Source organism: Actinoplanes sp. NPDC051513, assembly GCF_044454685.1.
Classification (GTDB): Bacteria; Actinomycetota; Actinomycetes; order Mycobacteriales; family Micromonosporaceae; genus Actinoplanes.
This window is the reverse complement of record NZ_JBITDW010000026.1, coordinates 78242-93147: the sequence shown is the minus strand read 5'-3', so window position 1 is coordinate 93147 and position 14906 is coordinate 78242. Positions and strand designations below refer to the sequence as shown.

Below are 14906 nucleotides of genomic sequence, written 5' to 3'. Positions count from 1 at the left end.
GGGAAACTCTCGCCGCGCACGCGAGCCGGCTCGGTGCCGATGACGACAGCCCCGCTGGGGGCTCGCCGACTGGCGGGCGGCGGTCCGGCGTGGGCGAGCGGCGTGCGCTCGGCCGTGTTGGGCCTGGACATCGTACGCCGGTTCACGGCCTCCGCCGGTGGCGAGATTCGCATCGGAAGCAGCCGGGGCCTGGGCGGCGCCCGGATCGCGATGACGCTCCAGCCGGACGACCCAAGCGAACCTGTCAGCCGGTTTCCGCGGATGCCCGGCCGTCGCCGACGTGTGACCCCGCCGCGACCCCGTGCCGCTACGGTCGGCGTATGCCGCAGCTGCTGGACCGCCTGACCGGCCCGCACGAGCGGCACCTGCTGGCCGGATCCGGCTATGTGCTGGGCGGCTTCCATTGCCCACCCGGCGCGGCGCGCTGGCGCGAGCCCAACTGGATCGGCGAGCGACCGCACGTCGTGCTGCCGTCCACCGCAGTGCGGATCGGCGCCGGCACGGCGCCCGACGAGGTGCGCACGGTCAACGAGGTGGTCGTGTATGACCGGGACACCACCTACCGGCGTGGGCTGGTCAGCGCGGAAGGCGACCGGTGCACGTTCGTCGCAGTCGACGACGAGCTGGCCGACGAGCTCGGCCTGGAGACCGGCGCCGGGGTACGGCACGCGCCATGTGCGCCGGAGCCGTACCTGCGGGTGCACCGCGCCCGGGCCGCGCTGCGCCGGCCCGACCCCGACCTGCTGGCCGCCGACGAGGCGGTGCTCGCAGTGCTCGGCCACGCCGCGCGGCAGCTGCGTCAGCGCCGCCGCGCCGACCGGGGCGCGGCGGCCACGGTCGACGCGGTGAAGGGCCTGCTGGCCGGTGCCCCGACGCGGGTCTGGACGCTGGCTGAGCTCGGCGCCGCGGTGCACTACTCGCCGTACTTCCTGGCCCGTACGTTTCACCGGCACACCGGCTACCCGATCGCCCGCTACCGGCGGCTGCTGTGCCTGCGGCAGTCACTGCCCCGGGTGCTGCGGACCGGCGCCGACCTGTCCCGGATCGCCGCGGAGCACGGGTTCAGCAGCCACAGCCACTACACCCGGGCGTTCCGGGCCACATTCGGCTGCACGCCCTCGCAGGCGCGCGGAGCTCAGGTGCCGATCACGTAGACGGTGTCGCCGCCGGCGGCCGAGACCAGCAGGTCGACCCGACCGTCACGGTCGACGTCGCCGATGCCGACGGCGTCGTAGCCGAGCAGCTCGTTCGCGACCGAGCTGCGCAGGTCGCGTAGGACCCGGCCGGTGCGCCCGGAGTAGACGACCAGCCGCCCGGCCTGGGATGCGCCGGCGCTGCTGGAGTAGGACCCGACCGCGATGTCGTCGCGGCCGTCGCGGTCCACGTCACCGGCCGACCGGCCCGGTCCGGCGCCGTCGTTGGGTTGGTCGCCGCGGAACAGGTGCAGCCGCTCGCCGGTGCGGCCGGAGAACACGTACGCCTGCCCGGCCGGTAGCGCGCACTGGTCAGTGGCGTCCTCGGCGCAGAAGTCGCCGATGTAGATGTCAGGGACGCGGTCCCCGTCGACCCGGCCGGCGGTGGCGACGAAGAACCAGCCGAAGTCGAACGACTTCTGGTCCCCTGCCAGGATGAACCGCGTGGTGCCGCGCCGGCCGTCGTATACATAGGCCTGGCCGCGGTCGCCCGGGCCGGCATCCTTCGCGCCGATGATGTAGTCGGCGCGGTGGTCGCCGGTGACGTCGCCCAGCCCGGCGGCGCCCCAGCCGAGCGCGTCGCCGGCCTCCGCGCCGTCGTGGGTGCGCAGGACCTTGCCGGTGCGGCCGGAGACGACGTACGCCTTGCCGGCGTCCGCGCCGGCCGGCCCGTCGTGGCAGGGCGCGCCGACGAGCAGGTCGGCCCGCCCATCGCGGTCCACATCGCCGGCCGCGCCGACGGCGGCCCCGAATTGGTCGCCGTACGTCTCGCCGTCGACCTTCAGCAGCTCGCGGCCGGTCCGCCCGGAGTAGACATAGATCCGGCCCGGTCGCGGGGTGCCGAAGCAGGCCAGCCGGGACTCGCCGGTGGCGCCGACGACGATGTCCGGTACGCCGTCGCGGTTGACGTCACCGGCGTCGGCCACCGCATATCCGTGCACGTCGTCGGGTGCGCCGGTGAAGCGATAGAGCAGCTTGCCGGTACGGCCGGAGCGCACGTCGGTGTGGCCGTTGACCCGGCCCTGCTCGTCGGTGTGCCGGGCGGCGCCGATGATCGCCTCCTGCACGCCGTCGCGGTCGATGTCGCCGAGCTGGCTGACCGCCCAGCCGAACCGCTCGTTCGGCTGGTCGCCGCGCCAAGTGTGGATGGCGTCGGGCTCGGCCGACGCCGCGTGAGCGGGGGTGGCTGCGCCGATCGTCGCGAGCGCTGTCGCCACGACGAGGAGAGTTAGAGGTCGCATGGTCGCGAGGCTATGGCCGCTCCGGGCCGAACCGCTGTCACGATCGTGCCCACTTCCCCGGCCCGCGATCGGGCACCTTTGCGGCTCCGAGACGATTCACCGGGCCCATCAAACGCGTAGCACTCGGCCGGGTCCCTCGCTCGGGAGGGCAGCGCCGGCGTCCGCGCATATGTCATGGACGTCGACAGGTTCGAGGCCGCATCATCGTCCAGTGACCGGCGCCGATCGTGACCTGTTGGCATCCTTTGGCCCGAACGAACGCGCGCTACTGGCCTGGGTGGCCCCGCAACTGGACGCCGCCGCGATCGAGAAGATCGCCGCGGCCGACTACGGCGTCGACGTGCCGGAGTATCGTCGGGCGCTGACCGAGTTGGTGCACAGCCCCTGGCTGCCCGACGACCTCGTAGGGAACCCCGGCGGCCCTCATGACCCGCTGCCTGGTGGACAATCCCGCAGTCGTCGATCCGCGGCTGACCGCGCTGGGCAGAGCCCTCGACGGCGACACCGCCACCCCGATCGACAACCTCCGCGCGCTGTTCACCGCCGCGACGTAGCGCGAGTGCGGTGGTCGCGCTGGGCGGCCAGGTCCGAGGCCCTCCGAGCTGAGCCACGAGACTGCTCGCTCCGCCGCGGCGTCGGCTTCGACCCGGCTGGCATAGGCAGCGCCCGGCCGGAGGGAAGCCCCAAGCTACGGGTCTTTCCGGCCGGGGTCACGCTGCCGGCCAGGCTGTGCACGCCGCTCGCGATTTCCAGCATGCTGTAGGCATGACCGAGGTGCCGAGAGATCGTTCCGCCCCGACCGGCGATGTCGAGCTTCACGGATCCTTTCGGCCACAGGTGGTCCGTCGGCGCCAGGTCACCCCTCCGCCGAAGCTGATCGGGCCGCCATCCGCGTGGGCTCCAGCGATTGACATGGCTCAATACGCGTCCTAACGTGCTAGGAAAACGTTTTCCTTAGCGCGGTTGCGGACGGGGGTACGGGCATGCGACGCGACATCCGACGGGTCACCAGTGTGGTCGGGCTACTGATCATGGCGACGGGAACCGCGCAGGCCCGCATCGGGCCGGCACCGGACGAACGGCCACCGATGGTGCTCGCCGTCGACCTGTCGAAACCGATCAAGCCAGTCGATCACGCCGCCTCCGGGTCCCTCTACGGCATCGCCGACGAAGGGTGGCCCGCCGACCACTGGATCGCCGGGGTCAAGCCGAAGATGTTCACCCAGCCGCCGCCGGGCGCCACCCACCGGCCCAACGGAGAGCCCGCCCCGGTCGGCGACACGCTGAACGTGTGGCCGGTCGCCGCGCGCAACGGCGCCACCGTCACCATCCGGCTGCCCGACATCTTCCCCAGCTTCCCGTACGTGTGGCAGGGCGACGACTACTGGTACAGCCAGGTCGAGCGGATGGTCCGGGCCCGTCTCGCCTCCGGCGCGGACAACATCTACGGGTACGAGATCTGGAACGAGCCGCAGTGGACGTGGAACCCCGCCTGGGGTGACTTCAACGAGATGTGGGCGAGGACCTACCGGTTGATCCGGTCGCTCGACCCCGGCACGCCGATCATCGGCCCCAGCTACGACCGGGACTACGAGGTCGGCCTGCGCCCGTTCCTGACCGCCGCGGTCGCCTCCGGCACCGTGCCGGACATCGTCTCCTGGCACGAGCTGGGCCCGATGACCGGCATGCAGGTGGAGACCCACGTCCAGCAGTACCGGGCGTTGGAGAAGGAGCTCGGCGTGGGTCCGCTGCCGATCAGCATCAACGAGTACGGCTCACCACGCGACGCCGGCGTGCCCGGCTGGCTCACCCGCTTCGTCGCCAAGCTGGAGCGGGCCAAGGTGGACACCGCCGACCTCGCGTTCTGGCACAAACCGGGCCGCCTCGCCGACCTGCTGGTGCCGAAGGGCGGCGGCTCCGGCCCGGCGTACCAGGCCGATCCGACCGGCAACTACTGGCTCTACAAGTGGTACGGCGACATGACCGGCGACATGGTCACCGTCACCCCACCGGCGCCGACCGCGCGCTACATCGAGGTGGGCACGCCGGTCCCGGCCGAGTCGACCCGCATCGCGGGCCGCGAGGGCACCGCCATCCCACTCAACGGTGACGCGCCCAACCGGTACGTCTCGATGCCGGCCGGCGTCCTGAAGGGCGTCAGTGACTTCACCATCGCCGCCTGGGTCGATCTGCAGTCCGTCTCGGACTGGGCCCGCATCTTCGACTTCGGCACCGGCACCGCCGTGAACATGTTCCTCACCCCGCGGGCGGGCGGCGCCGGCCTGCGCTTCTCGATCAACGCGGGCGGCGTCGAGCAGCAGATCAACGGGACCGCGCCGCTGCCGACCGGCTGGACGCACGTCGCGGTGACCAAATCGGGCTCCACCGGCACGCTCTACGTGAACGGCGAGCCGGTCGGCGCCAACGCGAGCATGACGCTCGGCCCGTCCGACCTGAACGGCGGCGACACCCCGAACAATTGGATCGGCAAGTCGCAGTACGCCGACCCGCTGCTGGACGCGACCGTCGACGACTTCACCATCTACGACCACGCGCTCTCGGGCACGCAACTGCAGGCGCTGATGACCGCGCCGGGCGCCGGCAACGTGTTGTCGTACCACTTCGACGAGGCGCCCGGGATCGCTGTGCCGGACGCATCCGGCAACAGCCGGGACGGGACGGTCACCACTGGTGTCACGGGCGTCGAGCAACTACCCGCGCCGGACGGCTTCGCCGGCGTGGACCGGCGCACCCGGACCGCCCGGGTTGTCTTCGGCGGCGGCTCGGGCGACCTGCAGTTGAAGGTCGGCGGCCTCGGCTTCCGCGGTCGTGCGAGCGTCCAGGTCTACGCCACCGAGTGGACCGGCACGGACGGGGTCTCTCCCGGCCCGGTACCGGTCTTCGGCGGCACCTACCCCGTGCACGACGGCGCCATCTCCGTACCGGTGCAGGACATGGACGAGACGGCCGCGTACCTCGCGGTCATCCGGCCGGCGGCCGGTTCCACCCCCTCCTTCCCCCGCTACGAGGCTGCCGGTGGCCGGACTCGCACCAGCCCGCTCGCGTCCGAGAACGCGTACGGCGCCGGCGGCGAATTCACCTTCACCGTCAGCGCGCCCAAGGCGGGCGCCTACGAGCTAGCCGTCCGCTACACCGGCGGCGGCGTCCAGGGCACTGTGGCGGGCAAGGCAGTCGCTTTCCCCTCGACCGGCGGCTTCGCGACCGTGCGGACCACGGCGGTGCTCCGGCGCGGCGTCAACACCGTCAAGATCAAGATCCATGGAGGTACGTTCGGGCTCGACTACCTCGAAGCGACACCGTTCCGTGAACGGGTGCAGGCGGAGAGCGGCCAATGGACGGATGCCAACCTCGTCCGGATCAACATGGACGAAAGCAACTTCTTCGCCCCGTACGTGTCAGGCAACGCCTACGTAGCGGACTTCACGAAACCCACCAGCACGCTGCACCTGCCGATCACCGTGCCGGCCGCCGGCCGATACCGGCTGAAGATCGGCTACTCGACCGCCGGGACCGAGGAGGAACGGCGGGCGCAGACCAAGGCCGGCCAACTGGTACGGGTAGGCGACGGCCCGTGGCAGCCGGTCTCCTTCGACCCGACCCAGTTCCGCGAACTCATCCGCCAGACCACCCTCACCGTGAACCTGCCGGCCGGGACGTCCACACTCACCTTCACCAAGGCGGACCTGCCCGGCACGGTCGATCTGGACTACGTGGACGTCCTACTCGACTGAGCCGTTGCCCGCGGTGTTCTGACTGGTTCGTTCGGCGCCGGGACCGGCGTTGGCGGGTGTGGAACCGTCGACGCAGGCCCGGGCCAACATCTCGCCCAGCAGCGGGGCGAACTTCATCAGATTCTCCCCGTACGTAGCGAGCACCCGGCCACGACGTACGAACTGCAGGCCGTCGCCGAGATCCGGGTTGTGCGTGCAGTACACCTGGCCGATCGGACGTGGCTCGACGAACGGCAGGTGCTCGGCGACATAGCCGGTCACCGCCGCCAGCGACGCCTGTTCCGCGGCCTGCCGCCCACTCCCCCACGTCACCAGCACCGCATCGATGTCACCGCCGACCGCCCAGCGGCCCGGCCCGGCCACATGCTGGTATGTCCCCAGCAACCCGGGCGCCGGCTCGGTGATCCAGCACTGGAGCGGCGCCGGCGCCTCCGGGCGAATCGGGAAGCTGAACCGCAGATGGTGTTCCAGCGCCGACGGAGTGTCGATGCCGACGCCGGCGGCCAGCGCGGAAGTGCCGGCGCCCGCGCAGATCACGACGGCGTCGAAAGTGTCCGAATCGGTGCCGGACCTGACCCGTACACCCGGCCCGGTCTCTTCGACGGCATCGACGTGAACCTGTCGAAGACGGTCACCGACCGCGTCGACCAGGAACGCGCGGATCCGGTCCACCCGGATGACACCGCCGGACGGGTCGATCAATGCCGGACCGGCAAAGGCACGAGCCGGCAGACGCAGCAACGGGGATCCCGCCTCCACCATCTCGTGGGCCGCGCCGGCCGCGGCCATCGCGTCCGCCCACCTCCCGACCTCAGCGCCACTGACCACAGTGCCGACCTCGTCGACGAGAGCGGCGCCGGCCCGCTCGCTCCACCCGGCGAACAACGCCCGAGACTGCCCAGCCAGCACCACCATGTCGGGGTAGGCATGCGCCAGACGAAAAATCCGGGTATCACCGGCTGAACGCTCACCCATCGGTTCGCCGGCTTCGTAACACCGGACGTCAACTCCTTGCCGAAGCAACGCGACGGTCGCCGACAGGCCGACGACCCCTCCACCGATCACTGCCACCTTCATAGCGGCCGACGCTATCAGCGCCGGTCAGCGGCAGGAGCCAGCCAACTGCATTCGTGGTGGGCGCCGACCCGCCGGGCCATCGGCCACCAGATCACGTGCTGGAGCAGGGACAGGGCCAGCGTGAAGGGAAGCAGAGTCCAGACCCCCGCGCCCTGCGCGATCGCGCCGGCGAGCCAGGGGAACGACGAGCCGCCGACGACCGATCCCGCATTCATGATGCCGATCGAGGTGGCGACCAGACGCGCGGTGGTGAGCCGCGGCGCCAGGGCCATCGCGGTGGGGAAGATCGGCCCGAGGAAGAAGCCGAGCAGGACCAGACCCGCCGTGGCGGCAGCCTTGCCCGGCAGGAGCCAGGTCAGCGCGGTGACGAGGGTGACGCCGGCGAGGCAGATGTTCATCAGTCCGGCGGCGGTGAGGCCGAGCCGGGTGACGATCGGGCTGAGCAGGAACCGGCCCGCGGTGAGCCCGAACCAGTAACCGCTGACCGCGTACCCGGCGAGCACGTCGGTCTGCCCCCGCGCCTCGACGAGGTAGCCGAACGCCCAGTTCCCCACGCCCAGCTCGAGCCCCACGTAGACGGCGAGCAGCGCGGCGCCGAGCAGTACGCCCGGCTGCCGCAGCGCGAGGCGGGCCAGGCCGCCCGGCGGCGGTGACTCCGGCTTCGCGGTGGCCGGCTCCGACCCGGCACGCGGATAGACGATCAGGAAGCCGGCCGTGAGCGGGATGGCCACCGCCGCGAGCAGCAACATGACCGTAGGCCAGGAAGCGCCGGCGACGATCCAGGCGGCCAGGGGAGGACCGAGCAGCGCCCCGACACCGAAGAACCCGTGCAGCCGGTTGAGCAGCGTGGTCGCGTTGGGCAAGGCGGACAGGTACGCGTTGAGCACGGACTCCAGGACCCCGACCGCGTAGCCGGAGGCGATCTGGAGCACGACGAACGCCGCGAACGCCGGGCGAGTGGCCGCGTACAGGGCGGCAAGCACGTACACGCCGCCGCCTGTCGCCACCGCGATCCGGGTGCCGAATCGGTGGATCAGCCCGCCGGCGGTGACCCCGGCCAGAACAAACCCGGCCGCACTGGCAAAGAAGGTCAGGCCGAGCGTTGCCCGGGAGACGGCATAGTCGTCCATCTGCGCGGCCAGCAACACCCCGTTGACGCCGGCGTTCACGCCGACGAGCACGAAGGCGGCATATGCCAGGACGACCGGCGCCCTCCATGGTTGTCGCATCACGGCTCCCCAACACTCACACCGCCGCCGAAGGGGGTTGCGGCGCGGCAGCCGGGGCCGCCGCGCCGCGCGCGAGGTTTGTCAGGTCTGCGGCGTCAGCCGGCGCTGCAGGAGACAGTTGGCCAGGTCCATGTGCCGTTTGCCGCGATCGTGACGCCGAAGTTGTTGCCGCTGCCGTTCGGCTTGCCGACCATCACGTACTGGCTTGGCCAGCTGGCGCTGACGTTCCAGGTGGAGCTGACCGTCTCCGGCGCCGGGAGGTTCATCGTCACGGTCCAGTTGCTGGAACCGGACACCGCGACGTTGAGGTTGTACCGGTCGCTCCACTTCTGTCCGGCGGAAAGGGTGGCCGTGCAGCCACCGCCACCGCCACCACCACCGCCACCACCACCGCCGCCAGCGCCTTCGCTGACCGTGATGTTGGAGCTGACGTTGCTCTGGTAGCCCTCGGTGGCGAGGATCTGGTAGTTCGAGGTGCCCATCTGCAGGCCGGCCTGCCGCCAGGCGTTGAAGTGGTTCGCAACCGTGATGGTGCCGCCGGTGCGGTGCTGCTGGCGGACGCTCCAGTACTGGTAGAACGTCGCGGTGCCCTGGATGGAGGGCTGGTTGACCCGCTGGGTGCGGTAGAGATCGTAGGTGCTGCCATCACTCGTGACCGAGCCCAGTCGGGTGGCTCCCGAGCTCGGGTTGTAGGAGCCGAAGTTGTCGACGATGTAGTACTCGACGAGCGGGTTGGTCATCCAGCCGTACAGGGCCAGGTAGCAGTTGCCGCCGCAGTTGAAGGAGCCGGAGTAGTTGACCGTGTGGCTGGTGGAGCCCGGGTTCCAGCCCTTGCCGACGACGGAGTTGTTGATGCTGCTCATCTGGACGCTGTAGTTGCCGCCGGCGCCCAGGTTCATGGTGACGTTGCCGTTGTCTTTCCAGTACGAGTAGAAGTAGCCGTTGTGGGTGCCGGTCGAGTTGGAAGTGATCGTGCGGTCGGCCTCGGCATGGGCGACGCCGGCGACGGCCACCGAGGCCACGGCCATGGCCACGGTGCTGGCCAGGCCGAGGAACAGCCGCGTGCGGCGGCGCCCACGGCGGCTCGGTTGAGCTGCTGTGCGGTTCATCGGTACGTCCTTTCCGGAGGACTCGGGGGACATGCGGACAGCACGACACTGCCTGCGAGAGCCGAAGACCTGAGCGACGGCAAGGCACATCGGCGTCGCACCCGCAGATAGGGATTCGCTGGGGCGTCGGTCGACCGGCCGGGGAGAGCCGGGTCGCGGCGGACCTCATCGATGACGGTCGAACCATCCGTGACGACATCATGGTCCGGAGATTGTGAGCATGTCAACAATTACCGGAAGCTCGCGGAAGTTTCTTCCGTTGACGTTGCAGGTGACCGGCTCGACCAATGTCCTCGTGGTAACCAGATAAGAAAGGGTCGGCCGGGCGCCGATCAAGCCGCCCTCTGTGCCTGATGCCCCGTGTCGAAATCTCCAGTTTCCGAAACTTCCGGAGGCCGTGCTGGCGTCGCGGCTACGGCGTGAGCGTCACTGTGACGGTCCGCGTGTAGAAGTCGCGGGCCGCGGTGCCCTGCTCGCGCGGGCCGTAGCTCGACCCCTTCTGACCGCCGAACGGGGCGTGGAAGTCCACGCCGGTGGTCGGGGCGTTGACCTTCACCATGCCCACGTCCAACTGGTTCGCCAGGGTCAGCGCCGCTCCGAGATTCTGGGTGTAGACGCCCGCGACCAGACCGTGCCGCACCTCGTTGGCCACCCGCACCGCGGCGTCGGCGGACTCCGCGGGCAGTACGACGCACACCGGCCCGAAGTACTCCTCATTCCGCAGGTCGTCACCGGCCGGCACGTTCGTCAGCAACGTCGGGGGCTGGAACCACCCATCGCCGTCGAGCGGCCGAGCGCCGGTCAGCACCCGGGCACCGTCCGCACTGGCGCGCCGCACCGCCGCCCGGATCGCCTCGCGCGGCCGCGACTCGATCAGCGGACCGACCACCGTCGCCGGATCCGCCGGATCACCCACCGGCAGCGCCTCGACGGCCGCGGCCAGCCGCTCGGCGAACGGCGCGGGATCGCCGACCACGATCACCCGGCTGGTGGCGGTGCACTTCTGTCCGGCATAGCCCATCGCCGCCGCGGCGATCGCCGTCGCGGCCGCGTCCTGGTCGGCATCGGGTAGCACGATGGCGGCGTTCTGGCCGCCCATCTCGCATTGCACCGGGATGCCACGCTCAACTGCCCGTCGAGCAACCGCCTGCCCCGCGGCCACCGAGCCGGTGAACGAGACGGCATCGGTCGCATCGACGATCGCCTCGCCGGTTCCGGCGAGGCCGGTCAGCACCGTCAGCACGCCGTCCGGGAGCGCTCCGGCGAACAGTTCGGCCAGCCGCAGCGCCACCGCGGAAGACTGTGGCGCGGGCTTGAGGAGGACGGCGTTTCCGAAAGCGAGGGCCGGCGCAGCCTTCCAGAGCGGTATCGCCACCGGGAAGTTCCACGGAGTGATCAGCCCGACGACGCCATGCGGACGACGCCGGGTGTGCAACAGCGACACACCGTCGGCCGGCGGGTACACCTCGCCCTCGGGATGCAGGGCCTGCTGCGCGAAGTAGCGCAGGATCGCCACGCCGCGGCCGATCTCGGCTCCCGCCTCGCTGACCGGCTTGCCGACCTCGCGGACCACCAGTTCGGTCAGCTCATCGGCGGCAGCTGCAACAGCCTCGGCGCAGGCATGCAGAGCGGCCGCCCGCGCGTGCACCGGCCCCCGGGCCCAACCGGCGGCCGCGCCCCGGGCGACGCCTGCCGCCGCCGCCACCTTCTCCGGCGAAGTGTCGGGAACGCGTACGACCAAGTCCGACGGCGCTTGCGGGGAGCGGCTCTCGATCGTTGTCATGGTTGTTCCTTCCCACCGGTGGCATCGCCGATCGCGACGACGGGGTTGGTCAGCGTCCCGAGTGCCGGGGACGATATCTCGATCGTGTCACCGGGTCGCGCGGTGAAATCGGCGTCCGGTACGACGCCGGTGCCGGTCAGCAGCACCACACCGGCTGGAAAGCTCAGCGCCCGGAACAACCAGCCGGCCAGGTCCTCGAAGCTGCGGGCCATCGCCGACGTCGAGGTCGTTCCGGCGTACGCCTCGCGGCCGTCACGCAGCACCCGCAACCCGATCGGGAACGGACCCGGGTCGACGGCCCAGCTCGGCACGATCGCCGGCCCCACCGCACAGGAGCGGTCGTAGATTTTCGCCTGCGGCAGGTAGAGCGGGTTCTCGCCCTCGATCGATCGGCTGCTCATGTCGTTGGCCAGTGTGTAGCCGAACACGTCCCGGGCCGCGTTGAGCACCAGGCCGACCTCGGCCTCGGGTACATCCCAGCCGGAGTCGGCGCGGATCCCGACGGCGTCGCGGTCGCCAACTACCCGCCACGGGCTGGACTTGAAGAAGATTTCGGGGCGGTCGCTGTCGTAGACATCGTCGTAGAGGGAACCGTGCCCGGACTCCTCTTTTCTTCCGTCGCGGCTGCGCAGGTACGTCACCCCGGCCGCCCACACCTCCTGCAGGTCGACTGGTGGAAGCGCCTCCTCGCCGGGCATGCCGCCGCGGGCTTCGCGGGCAGCGGCCTCGACCACAGCCCGGGCCTGGTCGAGCGGCAAGGCGAGCAGGTCGGCGAGGGTACTGTCGAGCTCGCCCCATTCGCCGTCCTGGCACACCGCCCAGCGCGACGCGTTGCCGGCCCGCAGGTGGTGAAGGGAGATCGGCATTTGACCATCCTAAGTCTGTGGAACTGTGGCTGTTTCTGATGTGTCGAGACCGCCGCTACCCTGTTCAGGTGCTGTTCCGTGTGAAGATCGCTGACACGGGCCCGGCATTTCGAAGGGACCTATCGACATGCCCCGTGTGGTACCGGCGGTCATCCGCGCGCTCGACATCCTCGAGCTGTTTCTGGAACGCCCCCAACTGTCGGCCCGCGAGGTGGCCGAGCGGCTGGACCTACCCCGCACCACCGTCCATGAGCTGCTGGTCACGCTCGTGGCTCGCTCGTACCTGATCTCCGTCCCGGGGCAGCCGGTGCAGTACCGGCTCGGTATGCCCGTGTTCCAGCTCGGCGCGGCGTTCGCCGGCCGGCTCGACCTGGTCCGCGAGGGACAGAGCGTCGCGCGGGACGTGGCCGCCGCGTGCGACGAGGCGGTCCACGTGGCCGTGCTCGACGGCGCCGACGTCGTCTACCTCGTCAAGGTCGACAGCACGCACCCCGTACGGATGGTCTCCGGGGTCGGGCTGCGGCTCCCGGCCCACTGCACAGCGGTCGGCAAGATACTGCTGTCGAGCCTCGATCAGCCGAGCCTGGACGCCGTCCTGACGAAGGGCGCCCTGCCGGGCATGACGCCGGACAGCGTTACCGACCCGGACGCCTTGCGGGCACATCTCGAACGCGTCCGGGCCGAGGGCGTCGCGGTCGACATCGGCGAGTCCGACAGCGCCATGCGCTGCGTCGCCGCGGCGATCCGCGACCATTCCGGCGCCACCATCGCCGCCATGAGCGTCTCCGCGCCGATCATTCGCTGGACCTCGCAGGCGCAGGTGGAGTGGGCAAAGCTGGTTCGCGAGGGCGCGGCCACGCTGTCGGCCCGCATGGGGTACTCGGCTCAGCCTCGATAGCCGGCCAGCCGTTCGCGGCCGGACACCGCATCGAAACATTGACACCTCTCACGGTGTTCATCTACCGTCGCGTCCACACACCATACGGTATATCGAACTCAGTCCGAGATTTCGAACGGCGACGTCAGCGCCGCTCCCCCGGCCCGGTTGCCGACCGCATCACGCTCGTGGCGCTGCCCAGCGTGCGGAACAACGCGAAATCTCTCGTTTCGAATATTTGACCGAGCGGATCGGCGGTCCGGCCGCGTTCGAGGCGGTGACGTCCGGGCCTCGCCGGTGAGGGAGATGAAGGAGGCGAACGGCGATGAAGGAAAGCCCGTCGTGGTCCCGGCGCGACTTCTTGGGGATGGGGGTGGGGGTGCTCGGCGCAGCCGGTCTGGCCGCGTGCGGGGGCACTTCCGACTCGGCCCCCAAGGCGCAGGCGGAGGTACCGAAGGAGCTGGTCGATGCCGCGGCGTCGGTGAAGGGCTCCTCGATGGGGGTGCTGTCGCAGAAGCTGTACTCGACAGCGGCCAATGAGCAGCTCGACGGATCGATCAAGAAGTTCGCCGACGCCACCGGGACGAAGATCGAGAACAGCCTGGTCCAGGCCGACGCCGGCGATGTGGTGGCCAAGATCGACGCCGAGGTCAAGGGCGGCGTGGCGCGCGACCTGGCGTTCATGACCGACTCGCGGTTCGTCGCGCAGTTCCACGCGCTGGGCGATCTGGAGGACGTGACGGACGTCGTCACGGCGCTGACGGCCAAGTACGGCGAGCCCTGCGCGGAGGCCAAGAACTTCTGCGTCTTCGACGGCAAGTGGTTCGCGATCCCGTACCACTTCATCGGGATCGGGTCGTTCCTGCGCAAGGACTGGATGCAGGAGAAGGGCATCACTCCCAAGGACGTCTACACCTGGGAGGAGCTGCGGGACCTGTGCCTGACGATCTCCGATCCGAAGAAGCGCCGGTTCGGCTGGGGCATGACGGTGAACCGTTCCGGCGACGGCAACGGCATGATCGAGGCCCTGATCAACTCGTACGGCGGGGCGATCGCCACCAACGACGGCAAGAAGGTCACGTTCGACTCGCCCGAGACGGTGCAGGCGGTGACCTTCCTCGGCGACATCTATACCAACCCCAAGTACAAGCCGATGCTGCCGCCGGGTGTGGCCAGCTGGACCGACACCAGCAACAACGAGAACTGGCTCGCCGGGGTCCTCGGCTACACCCGCAACAGCTTCAGCGTCTATGCGGATTCCAAGACCAAGAAGAATCCCGTGTACGGCAACACGCACGTCTTCTCGGACTGCATCGGGCCGGCGACGGACAAGTCCCTGCTGCTCGGCCAGTCCCAGGGTTTCGTCGTCTTCAAGGGCGCCAAGAACCCCGCGCTCGCCAAGCTCCTGGCGCAGTACCTGGTCAGCGCGCCCGCGCTGGTCGGGGTGGCGAAGGAGGCGCCCGGCCTGGTGATGCCCGCCTGGGAGAAGGTCTGGGACGCCGACCCGTTCTTCACCAGCGGTGACCCGGCCTTTCCCATGGTGCGCACCATGTCCCAGCAGTCGCTGCCGCTGTCCACCAAGAACGGCCTGGCCTTCCCCCAGAAGGCCAGCGCCGGCCAGCAGGCCGTCGTCGCGGCCTACGTCCTCACCGACATGATGCAGAGTGTCATTCAGGGAACAGCGGCCGCACAGGCCGTGACGGCGGCCCACACGAAGATGGTGCAGATCTTCGCCCAGCAGGGGCTGCCGCAGTGAGATCGGTTCGTCCAGCGCCGGCC

General features: G+C 70.2%; 11 protein-coding genes. 5 read left to right on the top strand and 6 right to left on the bottom strand.

All coding sequences use genetic code 11. The features are described 5' to 3' along the window. Positions 1 to 320: 320 nt before the first annotated feature. Positions 321 to 1154, top strand: a complete 834-nt coding sequence (locus ACIA5D_RS43155; RefSeq protein WP_396036452.1) for a helix-turn-helix transcriptional regulator — start codon at positions 321 to 323, stop codon at positions 1152 to 1154. Here ACIA5D_RS43155 and ACIA5D_RS43150 read toward each other — a convergent pair. Then, positions 1136 to 2434, bottom strand: coding sequence for an integrin alpha (locus ACIA5D_RS43150; RefSeq protein ID WP_396036451.1), 1299 nt, complete (start codon positions 2432 to 2434; stop codon positions 1136 to 1138). The two genes, ACIA5D_RS43155 and ACIA5D_RS43150, sit on opposite strands and share 19 nt — an antisense overlap. A 425-nt stretch (positions 2435 to 2859) precedes the next feature. Here ACIA5D_RS43150 and ACIA5D_RS43145 point away from each other — a divergent pair, with 425 nt between their 5' ends. Next, the gene (locus tag ACIA5D_RS43145; RefSeq protein ID WP_396036450.1) at positions 2860 to 2988 is read left to right on the top strand and encodes a hypothetical protein; all 129 of its coding nucleotides are present in this window, start codon (positions 2860 to 2862) and stop codon (positions 2986 to 2988) included. A 429-nt stretch (positions 2989 to 3417) separates the two neighbouring features. Next, positions 3418 to 6186 (top strand): LamG-like jellyroll fold domain-containing protein, encoded by a 2769-nt coding sequence (locus ACIA5D_RS43140; RefSeq protein WP_396036449.1) that lies wholly within the window; start codon positions 3418 to 3420, stop codon positions 6184 to 6186. On the opposite strand, the gene ACIA5D_RS43135 is transcribed toward ACIA5D_RS43140, so the two are convergent. The 5 genes from ACIA5D_RS43135 to ACIA5D_RS43115 form a co-directional block, all read right to left on the bottom strand. Continuing rightward, entirely contained in the window at positions 6175 to 7263 is a 1089-nt protein-coding gene (locus ACIA5D_RS43135; protein WP_396036448.1) for an FAD-dependent oxidoreductase, read from the bottom strand. The genes ACIA5D_RS43140 and ACIA5D_RS43135 overlap by 12 nt on opposite strands. Before the next feature lie 14 nt (positions 7264 to 7277). Continuing rightward, positions 7278 to 8492 (bottom strand): MFS transporter, encoded by a 1215-nt coding sequence (locus tag ACIA5D_RS43130; protein ID WP_396036447.1) that lies wholly within the window; start codon positions 8490 to 8492, stop codon positions 7278 to 7280. Positions 8493 to 8587: 95 nt separating this feature from the next. After that, positions 8588 to 9601 carry a glycoside hydrolase family 11 protein gene (locus ACIA5D_RS43125; RefSeq protein WP_396036446.1) on the bottom strand — a complete coding sequence of 338 codons (1014 nt, stop codon included), beginning with the start codon at positions 9599 to 9601 and terminating at the stop codon, positions 8588 to 8590. 412 nt (positions 9602 to 10013) lie between these two features. Continuing rightward, positions 10014 to 11384: an aldehyde dehydrogenase family protein gene (locus tag ACIA5D_RS43120; RefSeq protein WP_396036445.1), complete on the bottom strand. Its 1371-nt coding sequence runs from the start codon at positions 11382 to 11384 to the stop codon at positions 10014 to 10016. After that, positions 11381 to 12250: a fumarylacetoacetate hydrolase family protein gene (locus tag ACIA5D_RS43115; protein ID WP_396036444.1), complete on the bottom strand. Its 870-nt coding sequence runs from the start codon at positions 12248 to 12250 to the stop codon at positions 11381 to 11383. Before ACIA5D_RS43115 ends, ACIA5D_RS43120 begins: the two co-directional genes overlap by 4 nt. A gap of 127 nt (positions 12251 to 12377) precedes the next feature. Between ACIA5D_RS43115 and ACIA5D_RS43110 the strand changes: the two genes are divergently transcribed. Then, positions 12378 to 13148 (top strand): IclR family transcriptional regulator, encoded by a 771-nt coding sequence (locus tag ACIA5D_RS43110; protein WP_396036443.1) that lies wholly within the window; start codon positions 12378 to 12380, stop codon positions 13146 to 13148. A gap of 304 nt (positions 13149 to 13452) precedes the next feature. Next, complete coding sequence (locus tag ACIA5D_RS43105) at positions 13453 to 14883, top strand: extracellular solute-binding protein (RefSeq protein WP_396036442.1); 1431 nt, start codon at positions 13453 to 13455, stop codon at positions 14881 to 14883. The last annotated feature ends 23 nt before the right edge of the window (positions 14884 to 14906 follow it).

Excerpts from the sequence above, each read along its gene's own strand:
- ACIA5D_RS43155 (WP_396036452.1), top strand. The coding sequence starts at position 321 with ATGCCGCAGCTGCTGGACCGCCTGACCGGCCCGCACGAGCGGCACCTG.
- ACIA5D_RS43150 (WP_396036451.1), bottom strand. The coding sequence starts at position 2,434 with ATGCGACCTCTAACTCTCCTCGTCGTGGCGACAGCGCTCGCGACGATC.
- ACIA5D_RS43145 (WP_396036450.1), top strand. The coding sequence starts at position 2,860 with ATGACCCGCTGCCTGGTGGACAATCCCGCAGTCGTCGATCCGCGGCTG.
- ACIA5D_RS43140 (WP_396036449.1), top strand. The coding sequence starts at position 3,418 with ATGCGACGCGACATCCGACGGGTCACCAGTGTGGTCGGGCTACTGATC.
- ACIA5D_RS43135 (WP_396036448.1), bottom strand. The coding sequence starts at position 7,263 with ATGAAGGTGGCAGTGATCGGTGGAGGGGTCGTCGGCCTGTCGGCGACC.
- ACIA5D_RS43130 (WP_396036447.1), bottom strand. The coding sequence starts at position 8,492 with ATGCGACAACCATGGAGGGCGCCGGTCGTCCTGGCATATGCCGCCTTC.
- ACIA5D_RS43125 (WP_396036446.1), bottom strand. The coding sequence starts at position 9,601 with ATGAACCGCACAGCAGCTCAACCGAGCCGCCGTGGGCGCCGCCGCACG.
- ACIA5D_RS43120 (WP_396036445.1), bottom strand. The coding sequence starts at position 11,384 with ATGACAACGATCGAGAGCCGCTCCCCGCAAGCGCCGTCGGACTTGGTC.
- ACIA5D_RS43115 (WP_396036444.1), bottom strand. The coding sequence starts at position 12,250 with ATGCCGATCTCCCTTCACCACCTGCGGGCCGGCAACGCGTCGCGCTGG.
- ACIA5D_RS43110 (WP_396036443.1), top strand. The coding sequence starts at position 12,378 with ATGCCCCGTGTGGTACCGGCGGTCATCCGCGCGCTCGACATCCTCGAG.
- ACIA5D_RS43105 (WP_396036442.1), top strand. The coding sequence starts at position 13,453 with ATGAAGGAAAGCCCGTCGTGGTCCCGGCGCGACTTCTTGGGGATGGGG.